Raw genomic sequence first — 19680 nt, forward strand, 5'->3', positions numbered from 1 at the left:
ACCGGGAATCGGGGGTCTGCCCCACCACTCGTGTCCGAGGGACAGCTCCCATGGACGGCAACGGCACGTACGCGACGTACGGAATCGACGGCGCCCGCATCAGAAACGGCGACGGCGCCGACTCCACCGTGCTCGTCGTCGACGACGTACCGGCCAACCGTTACGCACTGGGCGCCGTACTGCGGCGCGCCGGGCACAGTGTCGTCCCCGTCGGCAGCGCGAGCGAGGCGCTCGTCGAACTCGACGTACGGCTGCGGGCGGGCGACCTGCCCGACGTGGCGCTGGTCGACGTGGGCCTGCCGGACATGAACGGTTTCGAACTCTGCCGCAGGCTGAAGGCGCAGCCACCCATGGCCGCCCTGCCCGTCGTGCACTTCTCCGCCGCCTCGGGCGGCCCCGGCTACCGCTGCCTCGGCCTGGACGCGGGCGGCGAGGCCTATCTGTCGGTGCCCGCCGAACCCGAGGAGATCCAGGCGGTGGTCCGCGCGGCGGTGCGCGCCGCCCGGATCCGCTCGGGAGCCGAGACACGGATACGGCGCCTGACGCTGCTGTCCGAGGCGATCGTCGCCGTCCAGACGGCGCGCTGCCTGGAGGAACTCGCCGACGCGGCCGCCGAGGGCACCGCGCGGCTCACCGGCACGCCCGCCGCCGTCTTCGTGCTCGGCGAGGACGGAGCGCTGTATCGCGGCCTGTCCCGCAGCCGCGTCCGGTCCTCCCTGCCGGACCTCGGCGCGCACGAGGCGGTGACCGGGCTCATCCGGCGGACCGTCGCGGGGGCCGGGGTACGCGGCACCGTCGTGCCCTTTCCGCAGTGGCCCGCCGGCTTCTTCACTCCCGGCGCACCCGACGACGCCCGCCTGGTGCTGACCCGGACACCGTGCGGCACGGCGGGCGTCTGCCTCGCCACCCCGGTACGCGGCGCGTACGACCGGACGCCGGAGACCGACATCCTGGTGGCCCGGCTCGCCCAGGCCACCGCACTGGCCGCGGAGCCCCTGCTCATGTACCAGGTGGAACGGCATGTCGCCCTGACCCTCCAACACAGCTTCCTGCCACAGAAGTTGCCCGACATCCCGGGGGTCGACGTCGTCGTCCGCTATGTCCCGGCGTCCCGGCAGACGGAGATCGGCGGCGACTTCTACGCGGCCCTGAGGACCCCCGAAGGAGTGCTCGCCGCGGTCGGCGACGTCGTCGGGCACTCGCTGGACGCGGCCACCGTCATGGTGGAGATCCGGCACGCACTGCGCGCGTACTGCATCGAGACCCCGGGCCCGGCCGTGCTGGCCCGGCGGCTGGACCGGATGCTGGGGACCTACCACCCCGACGTCACCGCCACCGTCTGCCTGGCTCTGGTCGACCCGGACTCCGGGCTCACGCGGATCGCCAACGCGGGGCACATCCCGCCGCTGATCGTCCGCGAGGAGGGGTATCCAGGGGAGGGCGGCGCCGCGAGCCCGGGGAAGTACACCGCCGAGTACGCCAAGGTCTCCGGGCCGCTGCTGGGGCTGGGTCTGGACCGCCCGCCGCCCGTCGAGTTCGTCCTCGGCCCCAGGGACCGGCTCCTCATGGTCACCGACGGCCTCATCGAGACCCGTGGCACGGACCTCGCCGACTCCATGGAGACCCTGCGCGCCGCCGCCGCCGCGGCCCCGCCCGGCGCGACCGCCCTGTGCGACACCCTGCTCGACTGCTTCGGCCACGACAGGGAGGACGACATCGCGCTGCTGGCGCTGCGGCTAGGGTGATCGGGACGTCACCCGAAAGATGTCCTTGGAACAGGAGTGCCCCATGCCGCAGATCACCGTTGAACACTCCCCGTATCTTGACGGGGTCGACTGGAACGGGTTCGCGCGCGAGCTGCACACGGTGGTGGTCGAGACGGCGGCCGCGAAGCTCGAAGCGTGCAAGAGCCGGTTCCTGCGGACCGAGGACGAAGTGGTGGGAGCGGAGGCGGAGGGGCACGCCATCGTGAACGTCTCGCTCGCCCTGCTGGCCGGGCGGAGTGCCGAGACCAAGGCGGAGCTCACCGAAGCCGTACTGGATCTGCTGCGCAAGTACGTCGAGGTTCAGGACGGCGTCAGGCTGCACGCGTCCGCCGAGGTCCGCGACCTCGACCCGTCCTACCGGAAGTTCGAGGAGTAGGTCTTACGTCCCCGAGGCCTACGCGGACGGCGGCGACGCCAGGGTGATCAGGCGCACCGCCAGGTCGCTGAAGGGCCCTTCCGGTGACTCGTCCTTCAGGACGGTGCGCAGCAGCCCGGCCAGTTCGTCGTCGTAGGCGGCACTGACCGCCGCGAGCGCCGCGAAGTCGTGCACGAGCTGCACCTCCAGCTCGCCGCGCGGGATGCGGCGCCCGTCCAGCCAGATCAGCGCCGTCGACTCGACGAGCGAGATCCACGAGCGGATCACCAACTCCAGGCGGGCGGGCGGGTTCTCGACCTTCAGATGCGACAGGATCTGGAGGTACGCGGCCTGCCGCACCCCGTCGACGAGCGCGTTCGTCGTCGAGGAGCCCACGGCGGGGCCGCCGCGCATCAGCGCCGAGAAGCCGGGCCCGTGGTCGTCCACGAAGTCGAAGAACCGGCGCATCACGCGCAGCAGCCGCGCTCCCAGCGGCCCGTCCTCCGCCTCCACGAACCGGCTCGCGAGATCGTCGGACGCGCGCTGCAACGCCGCCTCGTACAGGCTGAGTTTGCCGGGAAAGTAGTGGTAGACCAGCGGGCGCGAGATGCCCGCGGCCGAGGCTATCTCGTCGATGGAGACCTCGTCGGGCGAGCGTCGGCTGAACAGTTCGAGAGCGACACCGATCAACTGCTGCCGTCGCTCCTCGACACCCATCCTGCGGCGTACCCCGGTTGTCATGCGAACACCTTACCGATCGGAACCGGCGCGGAACGGACCGGTCCGCCCAAGGTCGTTCACATGTCCAACACGATTCGCTCACCAAGTGCCCGCGAAACACAGATCAGCATCGAGTCGCTACGCTCCGCATCCGTCAGCAGCTCGTCCCGGTGCTCGATCTCCCCTTCCAGGACCCGCTGTTGGCAGGTGCCGCAGAATCCCTGCTCGCAGGAGTACGCCGTGTCGGGCAGTTCGGCGCGTACGGCGGCGAGCACGGTGGAGTCTGCGGGCACGGCCACCGTGCGTCCGCTGCGCCGCAGTTCGACCTCGAAGGAGCCGTTGCCCTCGGTCGAGGTGCGGGGGCTGAAGCGCTCCAGGTGCAGCGTCGCACCGTCCGGGAGACGGGCCGCGACCGCGTCCATCAGGCCCTCGGGGCCGCAGCAATAGACCGCGGCGCCGTCCGGGGTATCCGTGAACAGCGCGTCCAGGTCCGGCAGCCCGTCCTCGTCCTGCGCGACGACGGTGACCCTCCCCCAGGCTCGGCTTCGCTCGCCCGGGGGGACCCCCATCCGGTCCAGCTTCTCGATCTCCTCCAGGAACGGCATCGAGGCGCGCGTCCGGCCGCCGTACAGCAGCCGCCACTCCACCCCCTGTTGGAGACTCCGGATCATGGCGAGGACGGGCGTGATGCCGATGCCGCCCGCCACGAAGACGTACGACGGCGCGGGCGCGAGCGGGAAGCGGTTGCGCGGCCCGCGCACCTCGACCTCCAGGCCCTCCCGGAGCTGCTCGTGCACCTCGCGCGAACCGCCGCGCCCACCCTCGGACTCGGCCACGAGCCGGGTCGCGACCGTGTACGACGAGGTGTCCTCCGGATCGCCGCACAGCGAGTACTGCCGTACGAGTCCCGACGGCAGCATCAGGTCGAGATGCGCCCCCGGCTCCCAGCGGGGCAGGTCCCGCCCCTCCAGGCGCAGTTGTACGACGCCGTCGGCCACCTTCTCGTGCTGGGTGATCAGCAGCCGCAGTGCCCGGGAGCGCGGCCGGCCGGAGGTCGGGTTCTCCAGGGCGGGCAGCGGCCACAGCGGGGAGGCCGCGATCCGGCGGCGCATCGCCCGCCGTACGAGCAGGACGGTGCCGGTGACGGCGACGACGGTGCGCAGGCGGGGCATCACGCGGCTCCTTTCTCGGCGGCGAGCGCGGCCGTCGCGGCGGGGGAGGATGCCAGGTAGGCGACGGCCTGCTCGGTGGAGCCCTCCTGGGAGGGGTGGTAGTCCCGGCTGAGATAGCGAGGGATGGACCTCAGCATGTCGCCGGTGGTGGGCAGCGTGCCCCGCTTCCCGCTCAGATACAGGTCCTTGAAGGAGGCCTTGCCGGCCGCGAGCGTCGGGTCGTTCTCCATGAAGAACCGCGTCCCGCGCTGCCACAGGAACACCAACGCGGTGAACGCGGTCGCCCAGGTCCGCGCCCGCCGCCGGTAGCTGCCGTCGACGTGCATGAACAGCTCGAAGGCGACGGACCGGTGCTCGACCTCCTCCGCTCCGTGCCAGCGCAGCAGGTCCAGCATGGTCGGGTCGGCACCCCGCTGGTCCAGCTCCTCCGCGTTCAGCACCCAGTTGCCGAGGAAGGCGGTGTAGTGCTCGATGGCCGCGATGACGGCGACCCGCTCCATCAGCCACCACTTGCGGGCCCGGCCCGGCGGCAGGGTGCGGTCGCCGAGCAGCTTCTCGAAGAACCAGTCGACCTGCGCGGTGTACGGCGCCGGGTCGAGCCCGAGCTCCTTGAGGTGCGGCAGCACCTCGTCGTGCGCCTGCGAGTGCATGGCCTCCTGGCCGATGAACCCGATGACGTCCTCGCGCAGCCGCTCGTCCCGGATGTACGGCAGCACCTGCTTGTAGACATGCACGAACCAGCGCTCACCGGCGGGCAGCAGCAGATGCAGCACGTTGATGGTGTGCGTGGTGAAGGGATCGCCCGGCACCCAGTGCAACGGGGTGTCCTCCCAGGAGAAGGACACCTTCCGCGCCTTGAGCGGTATCCGCTCGGAGTCGACCGGCTGGGGCAGCCGCGCCTGCGTGTTAGACATGGCGTCAATGTACTGACGGGTAGTGCCCGGGGAAACCCCCGTGCGGGGACTTGTTGACGCGACTGTCAGCTAGTGCGCCCGTCGGCCGACTCGGCGGGCCCTACCGCAGACCGGTGATTCCCCGGCCGTCCTTCAGCGTCCCCTTCAGTTCGGCCTGGGCCCCCTGCTTCGTGCGGACGGCGAGCACGGAGCCGTGTGCCGAGCCGGTCACCCCGCCCGTCGCGGTGATCGCGGACGTGTCCTTGCTGCCCGCGGCAAGCAGGTACCAGGTGCCCGCCCCGGACTTCCAGAGCACGCCCGCCAGCACATGCGGATCGCGCGGGCCGCACGCCGTGGAGTTCTCGCCCTTCGCCGCGACCGCCCCGTACTTCCCGCCCGGCGTGTGGAACTGAGCCAGCACCCGCGTGCCCCCGCCCCGCCAGGTCTCGGCGCGCGTGCACACCCACCCGGCGCTCCCGCTCGCGTCGGGCAGTGGCTGGCTCGCGTACTCCCAGGCGTTCACGGACCGTACGCCCTGCGAGCGCACCTCGCCGAGGGAGCAGGCGAACGGAGACCAGGCGCGCAGCGCCTCCGAGCCGGACGCCTCGTGCGGCGCCGAGGGCCGGCCGGTGGTGAGGTGCGCCGGGGTCAGCTCGCCGAGGTCGGCCATCAGACGGGTGCCCGAGGTGTCCGTCAGCTGGAGCACGTTCCAGGACGTGCAGGCGCCGGTCGCCTGGGCCGGGCTGGCCAGCGGGGCGGTCACGCCCTGGCCGGAGAGGTCGAGGTCCATCGCGCCGGACGACGGCTTCAGCAGGTCCCGCTCGGCCGCCTTCTTCACCCAGGGGGCCGTCAGATAGCGGACGTTGCCGTCGGACCGGTCGAGGACCACCGCGTTCGCCTCGGACCCGGTCGCCCCGTCGACACGTGCGAAGTCGAGCGCCGCCCCGCTCGTGCCGTCCTTCGGCTCCGCGTACCGCGCGATGCGCAGGCCGTCGTAGAGCAGCACCACACGGGCCTGGTCGACATCCCCCGCGTACAGCAGCTGGGGCGGTCCGGGCGGGGCGCCGGCCGGGGTGCCGGGGGTCGCGGAGACCTGCACGGACTCGCCGGGCCGCGCCCACACGGCGAGCGCGCGCCGCAGCAGCTCCCTGTCCTTGACGAGGTTGCCGCGCGCGGGCCACACGGAGAAGTCGGTGCGTGCCGACGACTGCCATGCCGTCGCGGGCACGAGGGTCAACTGCCCGGGATTCAGGGCGGCTTCGGCCGCCGGGTTCTGCGCGTACGAGGGGGCGGCGGCGCCGTCCCGCCCCCAGCCGTCACCCGGCAGCCCGAGCAGTGCCCCGCACACGGTCACCGCGCACGCGGCGGCCAGCGCGGCCTTCAGGTGCTGCCTGCGGCGCATCAGGTCGGTGGGCCGGGCGTGCAGTGAACAGGGGTCGAACTCGGGCGAGTTGAGCAGGTCGTCCTGCCGCTCCAGGCCGCCGGCCTCCGCGAGCGCCGCCCCGGGGTCCGCGGCGCCCGCCGCCGTCAGCACCTTCCGTACGTCCGCGTCGGTCAGCTTCTCCAGGCCGCGCAGCACATAGGCGGCGCGGGCGGGCCCGGTCAGCGCGGACAGCCGCTGGTCCAGGGCGAGTTCGTCGGCGCCGCCGGAGCGCGGGAAGAGCCGCAGGCCCCACACCTGGGGGAGCAGCGGGGGCAGCTGGGAGCGCTTGGGCCACGCCTTGCGACGCAGCGGCAGCCCCGCCTCCAACGCCGTACGCACCACTTGGAGGCGTACGAAGGCATAGCCCGGATCGCCGTCGCGGCCGCCGCCGGTCTGCTGGGCGGGGATGACCGACGCATCGCCGGAGGTACGGGCGCGGGGCAGCGCGCGCTGGGTGAGCGCGTGCGCGGTCAGCACCCGGCGGTTGCGGCCGAGGCTCGGGGGCAGCACCAGATAGGCGAGCCGGACGAGCCGCGGGTAGTGCTCGACGAGAGCGGCCTCGGCCTGCTCGACGTCGACGACCGGTCCGGAGGAGGTGGGTGCGGGGCGCGGGGCGACATCCTGTGACTGCACGTTCAGCAAAACGAGCGAATCGTTGGATGGTCACCTGCCCCGCGCCGGTGCCCCGGGCGTTACGCCTCCGGCTCCACGAGCAGGCGCGCGTAGTTCGCCATCGACCGCTGGTAGCGCGGCAGATGGGGGGCGAGGGCGCCGAGGACGAGGGAGAGGCCCTCGCGGTCGCGGCCGAGGCTGGACAGGCACAGCGCCAGGCAGCCGCGTACGGCGTCGTCCAACTCGTCGGAGGGGCCGTCGAGTTCGGGTGTGAGGAGCTTGACGCCCTCCTCCGGCTGCCCGATGTTCCGCAGCGAGCTGGAGAGCTGGATCTTGGCGCGGCGGCCCTTGTACCCGCTCAGCCCGCGCGCCAGCGCCTCCCGGTACAGCGGCACGGCCTTGTCCGAGTGGCCCGTGGAGTCCCAGGCGCAGGCCTGCTCGAACGGCCCGAAGGGGCTGTCGGCGGGCAGCTCGGCGACGAGCGCGTCGATCACCGCGCGGAAGTCCGCCCCGGTCTCCTCGGTGTAGTCGTCGTAGGTGGCCCAGGCGGCCTCGATGCGCTCTTCCCAGTTATTCGTGATCACCGGCCCACTCTCGCACAGGTGTACCCGTGGCGGTATCGGGTTTGCGGGCGATTGAGCGCGGGGCGCGTGGCAGCCGTATCGAAGGAGGGGCCCCTGTCGGGGGCTCTCGGTGGCATGGCCGCCGACAGGTACCGGAGGAACGTATGAGGTTGACGCGCGAGAAGCTCGCGGCCGGGGCCGCCGTGGCCCTGCTGGCGCTGACCGGCTGCGGCGGGTCGGGCGACAACGGGGGCCACAGCGGCCACGCGGACAGCAAGAACGCCGCGGCCGAGGTCCCGGCGACGGCGACCGGCAGCCTGGAGGAACTGGCCGCCGAGGCGAAGTGCAAGCCGGACATCCAGACGGACGCCGACGAGATCCGGCAGGGCGTCTGCAAGGTGGGCGGCGGCAAGTTCATCCTCGCCACCTTCGCCACCGACCGCGGCCAGCGGGAGTGGCTCAACGCGGCCAAGGACTACGGCGGGTCGTACCTCGTCGGCGCCAAGTGGGTCGCCGTCGGCGACGCCAAGACGGTCGGCACGCTGCGCGGCCAGCTCGGCGGGACCGTCGAGGAGGGGGCCTCGCACCACTCGGGGAGCAGTGGTGGTGGGGGAGACGAGACCGCGCACTCCGGTCACCACACCGGCTGACCGCGCAGGATCGGGGGAGTACTCGCCCGGGCCGGACCGGCGGGATCGGCCGGACCGGGCGAGTACTCGGCAGAGAAGAAGGCCGGCGGTGGAATTCCACCGCCGGCCTTCTCATGTGTCCGCCGGTCCTCTCAGAGCGTCACCTGCAACGCTGGCCGTTGTTGATGCAGTTGACCACCTTGTTCATCGTGTTCACGTCGAAGACGTTGATGAAGTCGTCGTGGTCGGTCGCGGCCTTGTGCAGCTGCTCCGGGAAACCGTCCACCGCGTAGGCGTTCTTGAGCTGCCCGTTCTGGATGGTCGGGGCCGGCACGTTGTACACCAGGCGCATGGTCAGCTGCGGAATGGCCTTGAAGCCATTGGCGCAGTTGCCCTGGGCGTCGGCGAATGCCACGTGCGTACGGTGGTTCGCGCTGTCGATGTTCTGCCCGTCCCAGCAGCTCTGGAACTTGAACGAGCGCACCACGCTGCTGCCCTGGGGGCAGATCGGGTACTGCGTCGTCAGCTGCACCTTGTTCTCGAAGCCGGTGCAGCTCCAGTGGGCGTTGGCGTTCGCGAGGCCGTTGGTCGTGGTCTTCGCGTCACCGGTGATGATCCGCAGGAACTTCGGCATCGCGACGACCTTGCTCTTCGCGTTGCCGACGAACTTGATCTGCGCCTGCTTGACCTGCTGGATCTTGCCGACGTTGCCTTCCTTGCCACCGCCGTCGTTGTTCTGGTCGAAGTCCTGCGTACCGTTCTGGATACGCACGACCGGCCAGTAGTACGACGACTTGTCGCCCTGGTTCGAGCAGCTGGTCTGGGCCGCGGCGAACGTGTTGTTGTTGGCGAAGGCGTCGTTCGACTGGTTGCCGACGTAGTCGTGCAGGTGGTGCGCGCCGTTGGTGACACCGGGCGCCACGATCACGTTGTCGGTGTTGAACTTCTTGTTGGCGTTCACACCGCAGGAACTCGTGAACGTGCCGGCCGAACCACCGGCCTGGGTCCGGGCCTTCTGGGGGACATTCGCCTGGACCTTCGTGATGTCCACGAAGTCGGCGGCGACGGGACCGTTTCCGGCCTGCCCGCCGTTTCCGGTCTGCTGGCCGCCGTTGCCGCCTTGCTGGCCGCCCTGCTGCCCGCCGTTGCCGGCCGTGGCCGTCGCGCTCGGAGCCGCGGTCGCTCCGCCGTTGTTGTTCTGGCCGTTCTGGCCGTTCTGGTTGTTCTGGCCGCCTCCGGCGTTGGTCTGGGCCTGGTCGGCGGTGGTCCCGGTACAGGCGGCGAGACCGTCGATCGCGCCCGGGGCGGTGGCGCCGACACGGTTGAAGTCGATCTTGATCCGGCCGATCACCGCGGTCCGCTTGTCCTTCAGCGGGCCGAGGATGGCGTTCTGGACGAAGCCCGCGTCATTGGCCTGCGCCTGACGCGACGAGGCCAGCCGGGCGTACGCCTCGGTGATCTGCTTGTCGAGAGTCGCCAGTTCGGTGTCGACGTTCGCCTTCGCCCCGTTCGGCACGCTGGTCAGCTGCTGACCGACGTCCGGGCAGGTGATCGTGGCAACCTGAGCGGCGGCGGCCTTGGTGCTGTTCTGCGTCGAGTTCTCCTCGTGCGCCGAAGCATAGAAATTCGCCCAGATCAGCCCGCCCCCGCCGAGTGCTAGTGCCGCCGACGCGGCGATGGCCTTGTTGGCCATTGATGAACGGCGTTTGCGTGTGTTGCGTCCCATGGAACTCCTCTGACTTCCTTGCGGGGCATCGAGGCGCCCGACAGGAGTGAAGCGGCTCCGTTCCATACGCAGGGGGCGCGTGAGGCGTTCAGAGGCCCTCGAAAAACTTGGAAGTTCCTGTGGTCAATTCCGGCACAATGGGCCCAGAAGCCCGCGTTTTCCCGGGAGTTGATCTCCCGCGGAAGGTTTATCGGCGACTTTTGACTGAAATTCAGTGGCTGCCCTGGTCCAAATAGGCCAGCACCGCCAGCACCCGTCGGTTGTCGTCGTCCGAGACCTCCAGGCCCAGCTTCGCGAAGATGTTGGACGTGTGCTTCGCGATCGCCCGTTCCGTGACCACCAGTTGGGCCGCGATCGCCGCGTTCGAGCGGCCCTGCGCCATCAGTTCGAGCACCTCCAGCTCGCGCGGAGTGATCCGGCTCAGCGGCTGGTCGGTGGTGGAGCGGCGCGACAGCAGCTGCTGGATCACCTGCGGGTCCATCGCCGTGCCGCCCGCCGCGACCCGCCGTACGGCGTCGATGAACTGCTCCGCGTCGAACACCCGGTCCTTGAGCAGATAGCCCACTCCGCCCGCACCGTCCGCGAGCAACTCCCGTGCGTACAACTGCTCCACGTGCTGCGACAGCACCAGCACCGGCAGCCCCGGTCTGTCCCGGCGGGCCTGCAACGCGCACTGCAGCCCCTCGTCGGTGTGCGAGGGCGGCAGCCGTACGTCGACGACGGCGACGTCCGGCGCGTGCTCGGCGAGCGCCCGGGTGAGCTCGGGTCCGCTCTCCACGGCTGCCGCGATCTCGAAGTCGTACGCTTCGAGCATCCGCACCAGGCCGTCGCGCAGCAGGAAGAGGTCTTCGGCTAGGACAACGCGCAAGGGATCTCCATGGTGACCATGGTGGGACCGCCCGCGGGGCTGCTGACGGCCAGTACGCCGTCGAATGTACCCAGTCGCCGCTCCACCCCGGTCAGCCCGGACCCCGCGCCGACGCGAGCGCCTCCTCCGCCGTTGTCGGTGACCGTGATCCGCAGCCTGCCGTCCGCGTGGTGCAGGTCCACCCAGAGGCGGTCGGCGCCGGAGTGCTTCACGGCGTTGGTGAGCAGCTCGCTCACGGCGAAGTACGCCGCGGACTCGACGGGGGCGTCCGCGCGACCCTCCGGAAAGTCCACACTCACCTCGCTCGGCAGCGGCAGTCGTAGCGCCAACGCCCGTACGGCGTCGCCGAGTCCGCGCTCCGCGAGCACCGGCGGGTGGATGCCGCGCACCAGGTCCCGCAGCTCGGTGAGCGCCTCGGCGGACGACTCCCGGGCCCGGACGAGGAGTTCCTTCGCCTTCGCGGGATTCTTCTCCAACAGCGCCTCGATCGTCCCCAGGTCCATGCCCATCGCCACGAGCCGCGCCTGCGCGCCGTCGTGCAAGTCCCGCTCGATGCGGCGCAGTTCGGCCGCGGAGGTGTCCACCGCGTCGCGCCGGGTCTCCGTCAGTACCCGGACGCGCTCGGCCAGTTCGCCCTGGCCCGGGGCGAGGACGGCGCGGGTGAGGAGGAAGTGGAGGCGCAGGAGGTGCGGGGTGAGGTAGTAGGAGGCGACGAGGAGTACGGCGCCGAGGGCACCCGCGAGGAGCGCCGAGCCCTGCCCCGAGATGGGCACGAAGCCGTACCACCAGCCGACGTGGGTGCCGTCCGTGAAGACCCGCCACAGGCCGAGCGCCAGGGCGAAGCCCTCCAGGGGGTAGCAGAGGAGGGCGGCGGGGAGCAGCGCGGTGACGAATCCCGCGGTCATGTCGATCGGCAGCCAGCCGAGGTCTCGCCAGGTCGCGTGGTCGCCGAGCATGTGAAAGCAGCGGGTCCAGGGGTTGGCGCCGTTCGGCATCGGGCGGTACGCGGACGGGATCCGCACCCCGTACCACTCCGCGGCGACGGCTCGCCGCCAGTTCGCGAAGCCGCGCACGCCGGTCAGCACCCAGGGGGTGGTGACGATGCCGATGCCCAGGGGGACGAGCACGATGGACACGACAGCCGACACGAACAGCGTGATGGACCCGGCCAGCCCCACGATGGCGACCGCGAGTCCCCGCCCTCCGGCCAGTCCCGCACTCCGCCATCTGTCCCACGTCATCTCCATGTCCCCAGTCTCACGGAACCGGGGGGTGGGGTCACGGGGGTGGGCACCCGGGTGGGGGTGGTGGTAGGCCCCTTTTGCTGGCGTGTCCGCCGTTCTCTGGCGCGGGCGCCGTTCGCAGTGGGGTGCGGTGGGCGGGTCGGGGCGGTGCCGGTACGTCTTGCCCGTCGCCGCGTGGGCGTACTGCCCGGGGGTTGCATACGGCGGGACTTGGCGGGCGGTCTGCTACGCGACGGGCAGAGACGTACCGGCACGGCCCCTTCCGCCGGTGGGCGACTGCGGGTGCGTGGGGGTTCGCGTGGCGCCGGGTGGCTGGCGTAGCCGCTCAAGCTGCGGGCAATCGTGCCGCTAGGGGCGGCACGGGTGGGCGCAGCGGCGCCCCGTAAGCGCCGGGCTGCGCGACCCACCCCCGGCCAGCACCACCGCCGGGTGCGAAGGAAGAAGAGGGCGCCCGGGGTTTGCCCACCCACCCCGGGGGCCCAACAGCCAGGGGGCAGCCGCGGCTCACAGCCCCAAGAGCTTCGCCTCGACCGCAGGGTCGAGTCCCACCACCGGCCGGTCCGACCGCCGCGGCGCACCCCCGCTGAGCCCCCGAAGCCAGGCCCAGGTATCAGCAACCGTCTCCGACACAGCACGGCACCGGAGCCCCGCCCCGAGGGCCCAGGACACATCCGCCCGATGCATCGCATCGTGGTCGGCCCCCGGCGGCAGCCACACCGGCAACTGCACCCAGGCCTGGATCCCCGCATCCAGCACCACCGAAGGCTCCGTCCACCGCAGCTCGGCCTCCGCCCCGGTGGCCTCGACGCATGCGTCGAGGAGCTCCCCCATCGTCGTATGCCCCGAAGGGCTGATCAGGTTGTACGGCCCGCTCAACTCCCTCTCCACCGCCCCGAGGATCCACTCGGCGAGGTCGCGGACGTCGACGTACTGGAGGGGAAGATCGCGCGGCCCGGGCGCCAGCACCGGGCCGCCGCGCGCGATCCGGTTCAGCCACCACGGCAGCCGCCCGATGTCCTCGTGCGGTCCGAGGATCAGCCCGGCCCGGGCGATCAGCGAACGCTCGGAGCCGAAGGCGTCGAGGACCGCCAGCTCGCCGCCCCGCTTGTCGCGCGCGTAGTCGGTCTGCTCCGCGTCCGCGGACGCCCCCTCCACGAGAGGAGCGTCCTCGGTGTACCCGGCGGCCGCCGGCCACGCGTACACCGAGCAGCTCGACACGTACACATAGCGCGAGACCCGGCCGCTCAGCAGCCGCGCCGTGTCCCGCACGGCTCGCGGCGCCGCCGACCAGGTGTCGACGACGACATCCCACTCACCGTCGGCGAGCGCCCCGAGCCCGTCCGGCGTGGTGCGGTCGCCGAGCAACGACCGTACGCCCGCCGGAGGTTCGTGCCGCCCGCGGTGGAAGACGGTCACGTCCCAGCCCCGGGCGACGGCCGTCTCCACGACGACACGCCCCACGAATCCCGTACCGCCCAGCATCAGAAGTCTCATACGCCGACTCTGCCCGGACGCCGGGCCGCACGGAACGGAGTTCTGCTGACAGGCGATCCGCCGCCCGCGGCGGCGGGACGGTCAGCGGCCGGTCGGCGGTGCGTACTTGTAGCCGACCCGCCGCACCGTCTGGATCGCCTGCCGGTGCTGCGCCCCGAGCTTGCGCCGCAGCCGCGCGACATGGACGTCCACGGTCCGTCCGTCGCCCACGTGCCCGTAACCCCACACCGTGGTGACCAGCTGGTCCCGGGTGTGCACCCGGTGCGGGTTCGCGACGAGGTGCGCGAGGAGCTCGAACTCCAGGTAGGTGAGGTCGAGCGGCTGACCGTCGACCCGGGCGGTGCGCCGCACGGTGTCGATGTGCACGAGTGCGTCGTCGCCGGCTTCCTGCGACGGCTTCGCCGTCTCGGGCTGGTCGGGCACGGCGGTCGGCAGCAGAGGCTGCTGGTCGGCCGGTACGAGCACCAGGTAGCCGATCATCGGCGGCCGGCCCGGCAGCACGGGCAGGGTGTGCGGGGGCGCGGGCAGCCAGGTGGCGCCCGGCGGAAGGAAGTCGGCGACGTCCACGACCTCGTCCCGGTCCACGGCACGCAGTCGATGGCGTCCGGAGGTGGCCGGGGCAGCGGGGGCGGGAGCAGTCGCGACGGACGAGAAGGAACGGGTGTTCGCCATGAGAGGTCAGCTCTTTCGCGCGAGGAGTTCGTCGGGAAGGCCGACGACCGCGAGTTCGTGGTCGGGGTCGTCGAGGACGTACGTCGTGCGCGCGGGCCGAAGGCCGTGGGGTGTACGGCTTTAGAGGGCCGGCGCGTTCATCGCGCGACAACACACCCGGTCGAAGTCGTGGTGCTGACGGGAAGGCCAGAACGGCTCGAGGTCATGGCGACCCGTCGCGGTGCGGTTCTGGAAGCTGGCCATGGGCCCATTGAAGCAGAATCCGGAGCCGCGCAGGAGGGTCCTCTCACTGGTCGGACGCTTCCTCGGCCGGAAAATGGCGCTGGGCACCCCTACCCGACCAGCCGTTTCCGCCATGTCAGCGGTGTGACGTCGATGGCCTTGTCCGGGGAGCCGTCCCACTCCGTGGACAGTCCGGCCGCGCCGAGGGCGGCGACGACCTCGTGCCCGACAGCCGTCGTGGTCTCCGAGGATCCGTCGAACCCGCCGTAGTACAACGACAGTCCGTGCCCGGAGGCGGCGCCCTCGGTGCTCTGCCGGTGGAAGAAGACGAACCCGCGGGCGCCCTCGCGCTCACCGCCTATCTCGGACGTCCCGCAGCCGCGGCAGCAGGTGAAGTGCTCGCGCGCGGTGATGCCCTGGGCGTCCAGGGCGGTGAAGGCGCGGGTGAGCCGCTCGGGGTCGGTGGTCCCCGTCCAGGTCTCCTGCTCGGCGACGCGCTCCAGCCACAGCCGGTCCACGAGTTGCCGGGCCTGCGGCCTGGACACGGGGCGCACATCACCGTCGACGAGAAAGTCCTCGGCGGCCTCGGCCAGTTCCGCGCGGGTGTCGTAGCCGGAGCGCACCCACTGCCGTACCTGCTCCTCGAGTTCCTCCCGCACGTCGTCGGGCAGCTCGGGGACCTCTTCCCGGGCGGTGTCGAGCACCTCCCAGTCGATCCCGGCGTCCCAGCCGTCCTCCTTGCGCACCCAGCCCACCAGGGCGTCCGCGACCCGGCCGGAGTCATCGAGATCGGTCCCGAAGAACAGCTCACGACTGTCCCGGTACTCCAGGCGGTAGTCACCGGCGCCGCCGCTCTCGTGCCACACCTGGACGAAGACATCCGGGATGTCCGGTATCCGCTGCACGACCAGATAGCGGTCGCCCTCACCGCCGATCCGGTGCACCAGCTCCCGCAGCGCCCGCGCCGAAATCCGCGCGTGCGTCTGCCAGTTCTCCGTCTTGACCTTGATGGCGAGGGCGTCGTCGTTGTCCATGGATCAAGACTGGCATGCCCCACTGACAACGCGAGGGGCGCCCACCGGCAACGCGAGAGGGCGCCCACCGCGACGGTGGACGCCCTCTCTCACAGCAGGATGAATCAGACCTGGCCGGCCTTCTCCAGCGCGGCGCAGCAGGTGTCGACGATCAGCCGCGTCACGACGTACGGGTCGACGTTGGCGTTCGGGCGGCGGTCCTCGATGTAGCCCTTGCCGTCCTTCTCGACCTGCCACGGGATACGGACCGAGGCGCCGCGGTTGGAGACGCCGTACGAGTACTCGTTCCACGGGGCGGTCTCGTGCAGGCCCGTCAGGCGGTCGTCGATGCCGGCGCCGTAGTTCTTGACGTGGTCCATGGGCTTGGAGCCCTCGCCGAGCGACTCGCACGCGGTGATGATCGCGTCGTAGCCCTCGCGCATCGCCTTCGTGGAGAAGTTGGTGTGCGCGCCCGCGCCGTTCCAGTCGCCCTTCACCGGCTTCGGGTCCAGCGTCGCGGAGACGCCGAAGTCCTCGGCGGTGCGGTACAGCAGCCAGCGCGCGACCCACAGCTGGTCGGAGACCTCCAGCGGAGAGAGCGGGCCGACCTGGAACTCCCACTGGCCGGGCATGACCTCGGCGTTGATGCCGGAGATGCCCAGACCCGCCTTGAGACAGTTCTCCAGGTGCGCCTCGACGACGTCACGGCCGAAGATCTCGTCCGAGCCGACGCCGCAGTAGTAGCCGCCCTGTGCGGCCGGGAAGCCGCCCTCGGGGAAGCCGAGCGGGCGCGCGCCCTTGAAGAAGGTGTACTCCTGCTCGATGCCGAAGATCGGCTCCTGGGCGCCGAACCTCTCCTCGACCTCGGCCAGCGCGGCACGCGTGTTGGACTCGTGCGGCGTCATGTCGATGTTGAGGACCTCGCACATGACGAGGACGTCGTCGCCGCCGCGGATCGGGTCCGGGTAGACGGCGACGGGCTTGAGTACGCGGTCGGAAGCGTGACCCTCGGCCTGGTTCGTGGAGGACCCGTCGAAGCCCCAGATCGGCAGGTCGGCACCCTTGGCGTCGTCGGCCAGTATCTTCGTCTTCGAACGGAGCTTGGCCGTCGGCTCGGTGCCGTCGATCCAGATGTACTCAGCCTTGAAGGTCACGGGCCACATCCTTCGGGGGTGGGTCTAGGCGCACTTGCGGGTGCTGCGGCGCTGCGGCACTGGGGCGCCGCCGGGGTTGCCCGCAGCCTGCCAACAGGCGATTTCCCGGTCATTGCTCGAATGTGAACCCCGCGTTACGTGGTGCCCGTGTGCTGCGGCTCACTCACTGAGAGCGTGCGCCGCCGTGTTCGCGCTGTGCGAAGAACCCGTTCGCAGTTGCAGAGCCCTGGGCGGCGCGTCGGCCCGCGTCCGCGCACGTCCGCTCGTATGCGATGGGGTTGGGCGGACCGGCACGGGTCAGGAGCGGCTCATTCGCCCGCGCCGCCGGAGGCCGCGGCCTCCCGTACGCCCGTCAGGAAGCCGCGCACCGCCGCCAGCTCCCGCTCGTCGTACCCCTGGAGCAGTTCCAGGGACCGGCCGATCAGCGGCCCGAAGAAGTCCCACCCCAGCGCGACCGCCCGCTCGTCGACCTCGACGAGCACCCGTCGCCGGTCCCGCTCGTCCCGTACGCGCCGCACATGCCCGAGCCGCTCCAGCCGGTCGACCAGCGCCGTGGTCCCGGCCGAGTTGATCCCGAGGAGCGAGCCGAGCCGCCCGGCCGTCATCTCCGTGCCGTCCCGGGCGGCGTCCATGAGCGCGATCAGAGCCCGTACGTCGGTGGGGTGCATGCCGTTGAGCTGTGCGAACCGGGCGCTGTGCAGACCGAGTTCGACGGCCGCCGCGCGCAGCAGATGGACGATCTCCATCCGCGCTTCCTGCTGCGGTTCCTGGTCAGGCATCCCCGGTCTCCTCTATTGTCTCGTCCATCGAGTATCTCGCTGAACGAGATAATAGAAAGGGAGGGTCCATGAGCGTGAGCGGGACGTACGACATGGCGGGCTTCCGGACGGCGTACGACAAGGTCATGGCCGGGTGGCCCGCGGACCGGGAGGCGGTGACGGTCCCGACCCCGTTCGGCGCGACGCACGTGAATGTGTGCGGTCCGCACGACGGGCCCCCGCTCCTGCTCCTGCCCGGCGGCGACGGCGGGACCTCGGCCTCCTGGTCCGCGCAGGCCACCGACCTCGCCCGCACGCACCGCGTCCACGCCGTCGACCTGATCGGCCGCCCGGGCCGGAGCATCCCGTCCGCCGACCACCCCCTCCGTACGGTGGCCGACCTGACGGCGTGGCTGGACGCGCTGCTCGACGGCCTCGGTGTCGGCGCTGTCGACGTGGGCGGGCACTCGTACGGCGGCTGGATCGCGCTCCACTACGCACTGCGCGCACCCGCCCGGGTACGCCGCCTGTTCCTCCTCGATCCGACCGGATGCTTCGCCGGATTCAAGACGGCGTACCTGATGCGGGCCCTGCCGGTGCTGCTGCGGCCCTCGTCCGGACGGGTCCGCGCCTTCCTGGAGTGGGAGACCGGGGGAGTACCCCTGGACCCCGACTGGCTCCGGCTCCAGGAGGCGGCCGCCGGCTTTCCTACCGTGAAGCCGGTGACCGGTCCGCGACCGGCGCCCGACGCGCTGCGCACCCTCGACGTGCCGGTCCTGCTGCTCCTGGCCGGAAACAGCAGGACCCATGACTCCCGTCGCGTGGCGGCCCGGGCGGCCGGGATGCTGCCGCGAGCAGAGATCGACATCCTGCCGGACGCCTCCCACCACTCACTGCCGCACACCGTGCCGCCCGGCCTCAACCGCCGCGTGGCGGACTTTCTGGCCCGGTGAGCGCCGGCCCGGTGAGCGTCACCCCACCTTCTGGATCAGGGCCCGGCGGATCAGGAACTTGCCGGGTTCCCGGACCTGCTCGAAGGCCGCGTTGTTGAGCAGGGCGCAGCTTCCGGAGGTCGAGGTGACCTCGACCGTGGTGGACTTGTTGTTGTCCAGGTTGGTGACCCGCAGCTTCGTCCCCTTGGGGAACTGGTTGCTGGACGCGGCCGGGGCGCCGCCCTCGCCGGAGAGGGTGACGGTCGACCCGGCACACACCTGCTGACCGCTCGCGGCACCGCCACCGCCACCGGTGTTGCCCTTGCCGATTCCGTTGTTCGCGGGAGCGGTCTGTGCCGGAGCCGTCTGTGCGGGCGCCGTCTGTGCAGGTGCCGTCGTCGCGGGCTGCGTGGCCTGGGAGTCCTGAGCCGACTCCCCAACCGCGCACCCGGACGCCTTCTGCTGCACCTTGATCTGGGCGATGACCGCCTCGCGGTTGGCGATCCGCGCCGGTGACTGGGCGTCGGGCGTGGCCCGCTGGCCGTCGATGAACTTCTGGTTGTTGCCGAGCGCGGTGGCCAGCCCCAGGCAGACGTTCGAATCCTGCGCGCTCTTCGTGACCGGTGCCGCATTCGAGGTGGCCGCCATGGCGAACGCACCACCACCGGCCACCGCCGCGGCACTGACCAGCAGCGCGAGCTTCTTCTTGGGACCGAGAGTTCTCCTACGCGACATGCGCGCCTCCTGTCCCCGGCCGCCACCGTTGGCGGCCGGACGCGTTCTGTACGCCGCTATGTACGAGATACCGAACGGAGTTACTCAGGAGTTGCAGGGGTCGCTCAAGTAACGTAGGTCACACGGGAGTTGATGATCACCGGGATGGTGGGCGACCGATTTCCCCGTCTATCGGGACATGGCATCCCGTACGGCGTCCTCCGTGCGGGCCACGACCGCCGTACCGTCCTCCGCGGTGATGATCGGCCGCTGGATCAGCTTCGGGTGCTCGGCCAGTGCCCGCACCCACCGCTCGCGCGAACCGGCGTCCCGCGCCCACTCCTTGAGCCCGAGCTCCTTGGCGACGGCTTCCTGGGTCCGGGTGATGTCCCACGGCTCAAGCCCGAGCCGCTCCAGTACTTCCCGAATCTCGGCCTCGCTCGGCACGTCCTCCAGGTACCGGCGCACCGTGTACTCGGCGCCTTCCGCATCCAGCAGGCTGATGGCGCTCCGGCACTTCGAACAGGCCGGATTGATCCAGATCTCCATGCCGCCCACGGTACGCGAGCCACCCCTTCCTGCCCGTGTCACGGCCGCGGCCGCTCGGACTTGCCGCTCGTGCGCGCCGAGGCGTGGGAACGCCGGTCCCGCCGGGCTCGCCCGCCGCCTCTGTTCGATTCCGTCGCCGCCTCACGCGCATCTCCCGGAACTGGTGTGACAGGGTGTCAATCTCCCTGCTCACCAGGAAGT

19 protein-coding genes are annotated in these 19680 nt (G+C 71.2%); 4 read left to right on the forward strand and 15 right to left on the reverse strand.

Annotation, left to right across the window (positions count from 1 at the left end; all coding sequences use genetic code 11):
• Window positions 1-50 precede the first annotated feature (50 nt).
• Window positions 51-1745: a SpoIIE family protein phosphatase gene (locus AB5J56_RS32000; RefSeq protein WP_369237637.1), complete on the forward strand. Its 1695-nt coding sequence runs from the start codon at window positions 51-53 to the stop codon at window positions 1743-1745.
• Window positions 1746-1788: 43 nt separating this feature from the next.
• Window positions 1789-2142, forward strand: a complete 354-nt coding sequence (locus AB5J56_RS32005) for a 5-carboxymethyl-2-hydroxymuconate Delta-isomerase (RefSeq protein WP_369237639.1) — start codon at window positions 1789-1791, stop codon at window positions 2140-2142.
• A gap of 18 nt (window positions 2143-2160) precedes the next feature.
• Here AB5J56_RS32005 and AB5J56_RS32010 read toward each other — a convergent pair whose 3' ends face one another.
• The 5 genes from AB5J56_RS32010 to AB5J56_RS32030 all read right to left on the reverse strand — a co-directional run bounded on the left by AB5J56_RS32010 (window position 2161) and on the right by AB5J56_RS32030 (window position 7543).
• Complete coding sequence (locus AB5J56_RS32010) at window positions 2161-2862, reverse strand: TetR/AcrR family transcriptional regulator (RefSeq protein WP_369237641.1); 702 nt, start codon at window positions 2860-2862, stop codon at window positions 2161-2163.
• A 56-nt stretch (window positions 2863-2918) separates the two neighbouring features.
• Window positions 2919-4013 carry a 2Fe-2S iron-sulfur cluster-binding protein gene (locus AB5J56_RS32015; protein ID WP_369237643.1) on the reverse strand — a complete coding sequence of 365 codons (1095 nt, stop codon included), beginning with the start codon at window positions 4011-4013 and terminating at the stop codon, window positions 2919-2921.
• Window positions 4013-4927, reverse strand: coding sequence for a metal-dependent hydrolase (locus AB5J56_RS32020; protein ID WP_369237645.1), 915 nt, complete (start codon window positions 4925-4927; stop codon window positions 4013-4015). The genes AB5J56_RS32015 and AB5J56_RS32020 overlap by 1 nt, the downstream gene beginning before the upstream one ends.
• 100 nt (window positions 4928-5027) lie before the next feature.
• Window positions 5028-6962, reverse strand: coding sequence for a hypothetical protein (locus AB5J56_RS32025; RefSeq protein ID WP_369237647.1), 1935 nt, complete (start codon window positions 6960-6962; stop codon window positions 5028-5030).
• 59 nt (window positions 6963-7021) lie between these two features.
• Window positions 7022-7543, reverse strand: coding sequence for a tetratricopeptide repeat protein (locus AB5J56_RS32030; protein WP_369242930.1), 522 nt, complete (start codon window positions 7541-7543; stop codon window positions 7022-7024).
• Window positions 7544-7668: 125 nt separating this feature from the next.
• On the opposite strand from AB5J56_RS32030, the gene AB5J56_RS32035 reads away from it, so the two are divergent.
• On the forward strand, window positions 7669-8154 hold the full coding sequence (locus AB5J56_RS32035) for a hypothetical protein (protein WP_369237649.1): 486 nt from the start codon (window positions 7669-7671) through the stop codon (window positions 8152-8154).
• A 139-nt stretch (window positions 8155-8293) separates the two neighbouring features.
• Here the strand turns inward: AB5J56_RS32035 and AB5J56_RS32040 are convergent, their stop codons facing one another.
• From AB5J56_RS32040 to AB5J56_RS32075, 8 genes are all read right to left on the reverse strand, one after another.
• Window positions 8294-9859 (reverse strand): DUF1996 domain-containing protein, encoded by a 1566-nt coding sequence (locus AB5J56_RS32040; protein ID WP_369237651.1) that lies wholly within the window; start codon window positions 9857-9859, stop codon window positions 8294-8296.
• Between the two features lie 211 nt (window positions 9860-10070).
• Entirely contained in the window at window positions 10071-10727 is a 657-nt protein-coding gene (locus AB5J56_RS32045) for a response regulator (RefSeq protein ID WP_369237653.1), read from the reverse strand.
• Window positions 10712-11968: a sensor histidine kinase gene (locus tag AB5J56_RS32050; RefSeq protein WP_369237655.1), complete on the reverse strand. Its 1257-nt coding sequence runs from the start codon at window positions 11966-11968 to the stop codon at window positions 10712-10714. The genes AB5J56_RS32045 and AB5J56_RS32050 overlap by 16 nt, the downstream gene beginning before the upstream one ends.
• A 507-nt stretch (window positions 11969-12475) precedes the next feature.
• Window positions 12476-13465 carry an SDR family oxidoreductase gene (locus AB5J56_RS32055; RefSeq protein ID WP_369237657.1) on the reverse strand — a complete coding sequence of 330 codons (990 nt, stop codon included), beginning with the start codon at window positions 13463-13465 and terminating at the stop codon, window positions 12476-12478.
• Window positions 13466-13546: 81 nt separating this feature from the next.
• Window positions 13547-14137 carry a winged helix-turn-helix domain-containing protein gene (locus tag AB5J56_RS32060; protein WP_369237659.1) on the reverse strand — a complete coding sequence of 197 codons (591 nt, stop codon included), beginning with the start codon at window positions 14135-14137 and terminating at the stop codon, window positions 13547-13549.
• Window positions 14138-14469: 332 nt separating this feature from the next.
• Window positions 14470-15393 (reverse strand): hypothetical protein, encoded by a 924-nt coding sequence (locus AB5J56_RS32065; RefSeq protein ID WP_369237661.1) that lies wholly within the window; start codon window positions 15391-15393, stop codon window positions 14470-14472.
• A 104-nt stretch (window positions 15394-15497) separates the two neighbouring features.
• Window positions 15498-16526 (reverse strand): glutamine synthetase, encoded by a 1029-nt coding sequence (gene glnII, locus AB5J56_RS32070; RefSeq protein WP_369237663.1) that lies wholly within the window; start codon window positions 16524-16526, stop codon window positions 15498-15500.
• Between the two features lie 308 nt (window positions 16527-16834).
• Entirely contained in the window at window positions 16835-17305 is a 471-nt protein-coding gene (locus AB5J56_RS32075) for a MarR family transcriptional regulator (protein ID WP_369237665.1), read from the reverse strand.
• Window positions 17306-17373: 68 nt separating this feature from the next.
• Here AB5J56_RS32075 and AB5J56_RS32080 point away from each other — a divergent pair, with 68 nt between their 5' ends.
• On the forward strand, window positions 17374-18237 hold the full coding sequence (locus AB5J56_RS32080) for an alpha/beta fold hydrolase (RefSeq protein ID WP_369237667.1): 864 nt from the start codon (window positions 17374-17376) through the stop codon (window positions 18235-18237).
• A gap of 18 nt (window positions 18238-18255) precedes the next feature.
• Here AB5J56_RS32080 and AB5J56_RS32085 read toward each other — a convergent pair whose 3' ends face one another.
• A complete protein-coding gene (locus tag AB5J56_RS32085; RefSeq protein ID WP_369237669.1) occupies window positions 18256-18951 on the reverse strand; it encodes a hypothetical protein in 696 nt (231 codons plus the stop codon).
• Between the two features lie 168 nt (window positions 18952-19119).
• Window positions 19120-19479: an arsenate reductase family protein gene (locus tag AB5J56_RS32090; RefSeq protein ID WP_369237671.1), complete on the reverse strand. Its 360-nt coding sequence runs from the start codon at window positions 19477-19479 to the stop codon at window positions 19120-19122.
• Between the last annotated feature and the right edge of the window lie 201 nt (window positions 19480-19680).

Source organism: Streptomyces sp. R21 (genome assembly GCF_041051975.1).
Classification (GTDB): Bacteria; Actinomycetota; Actinomycetes; order Streptomycetales; family Streptomycetaceae; genus Streptomyces.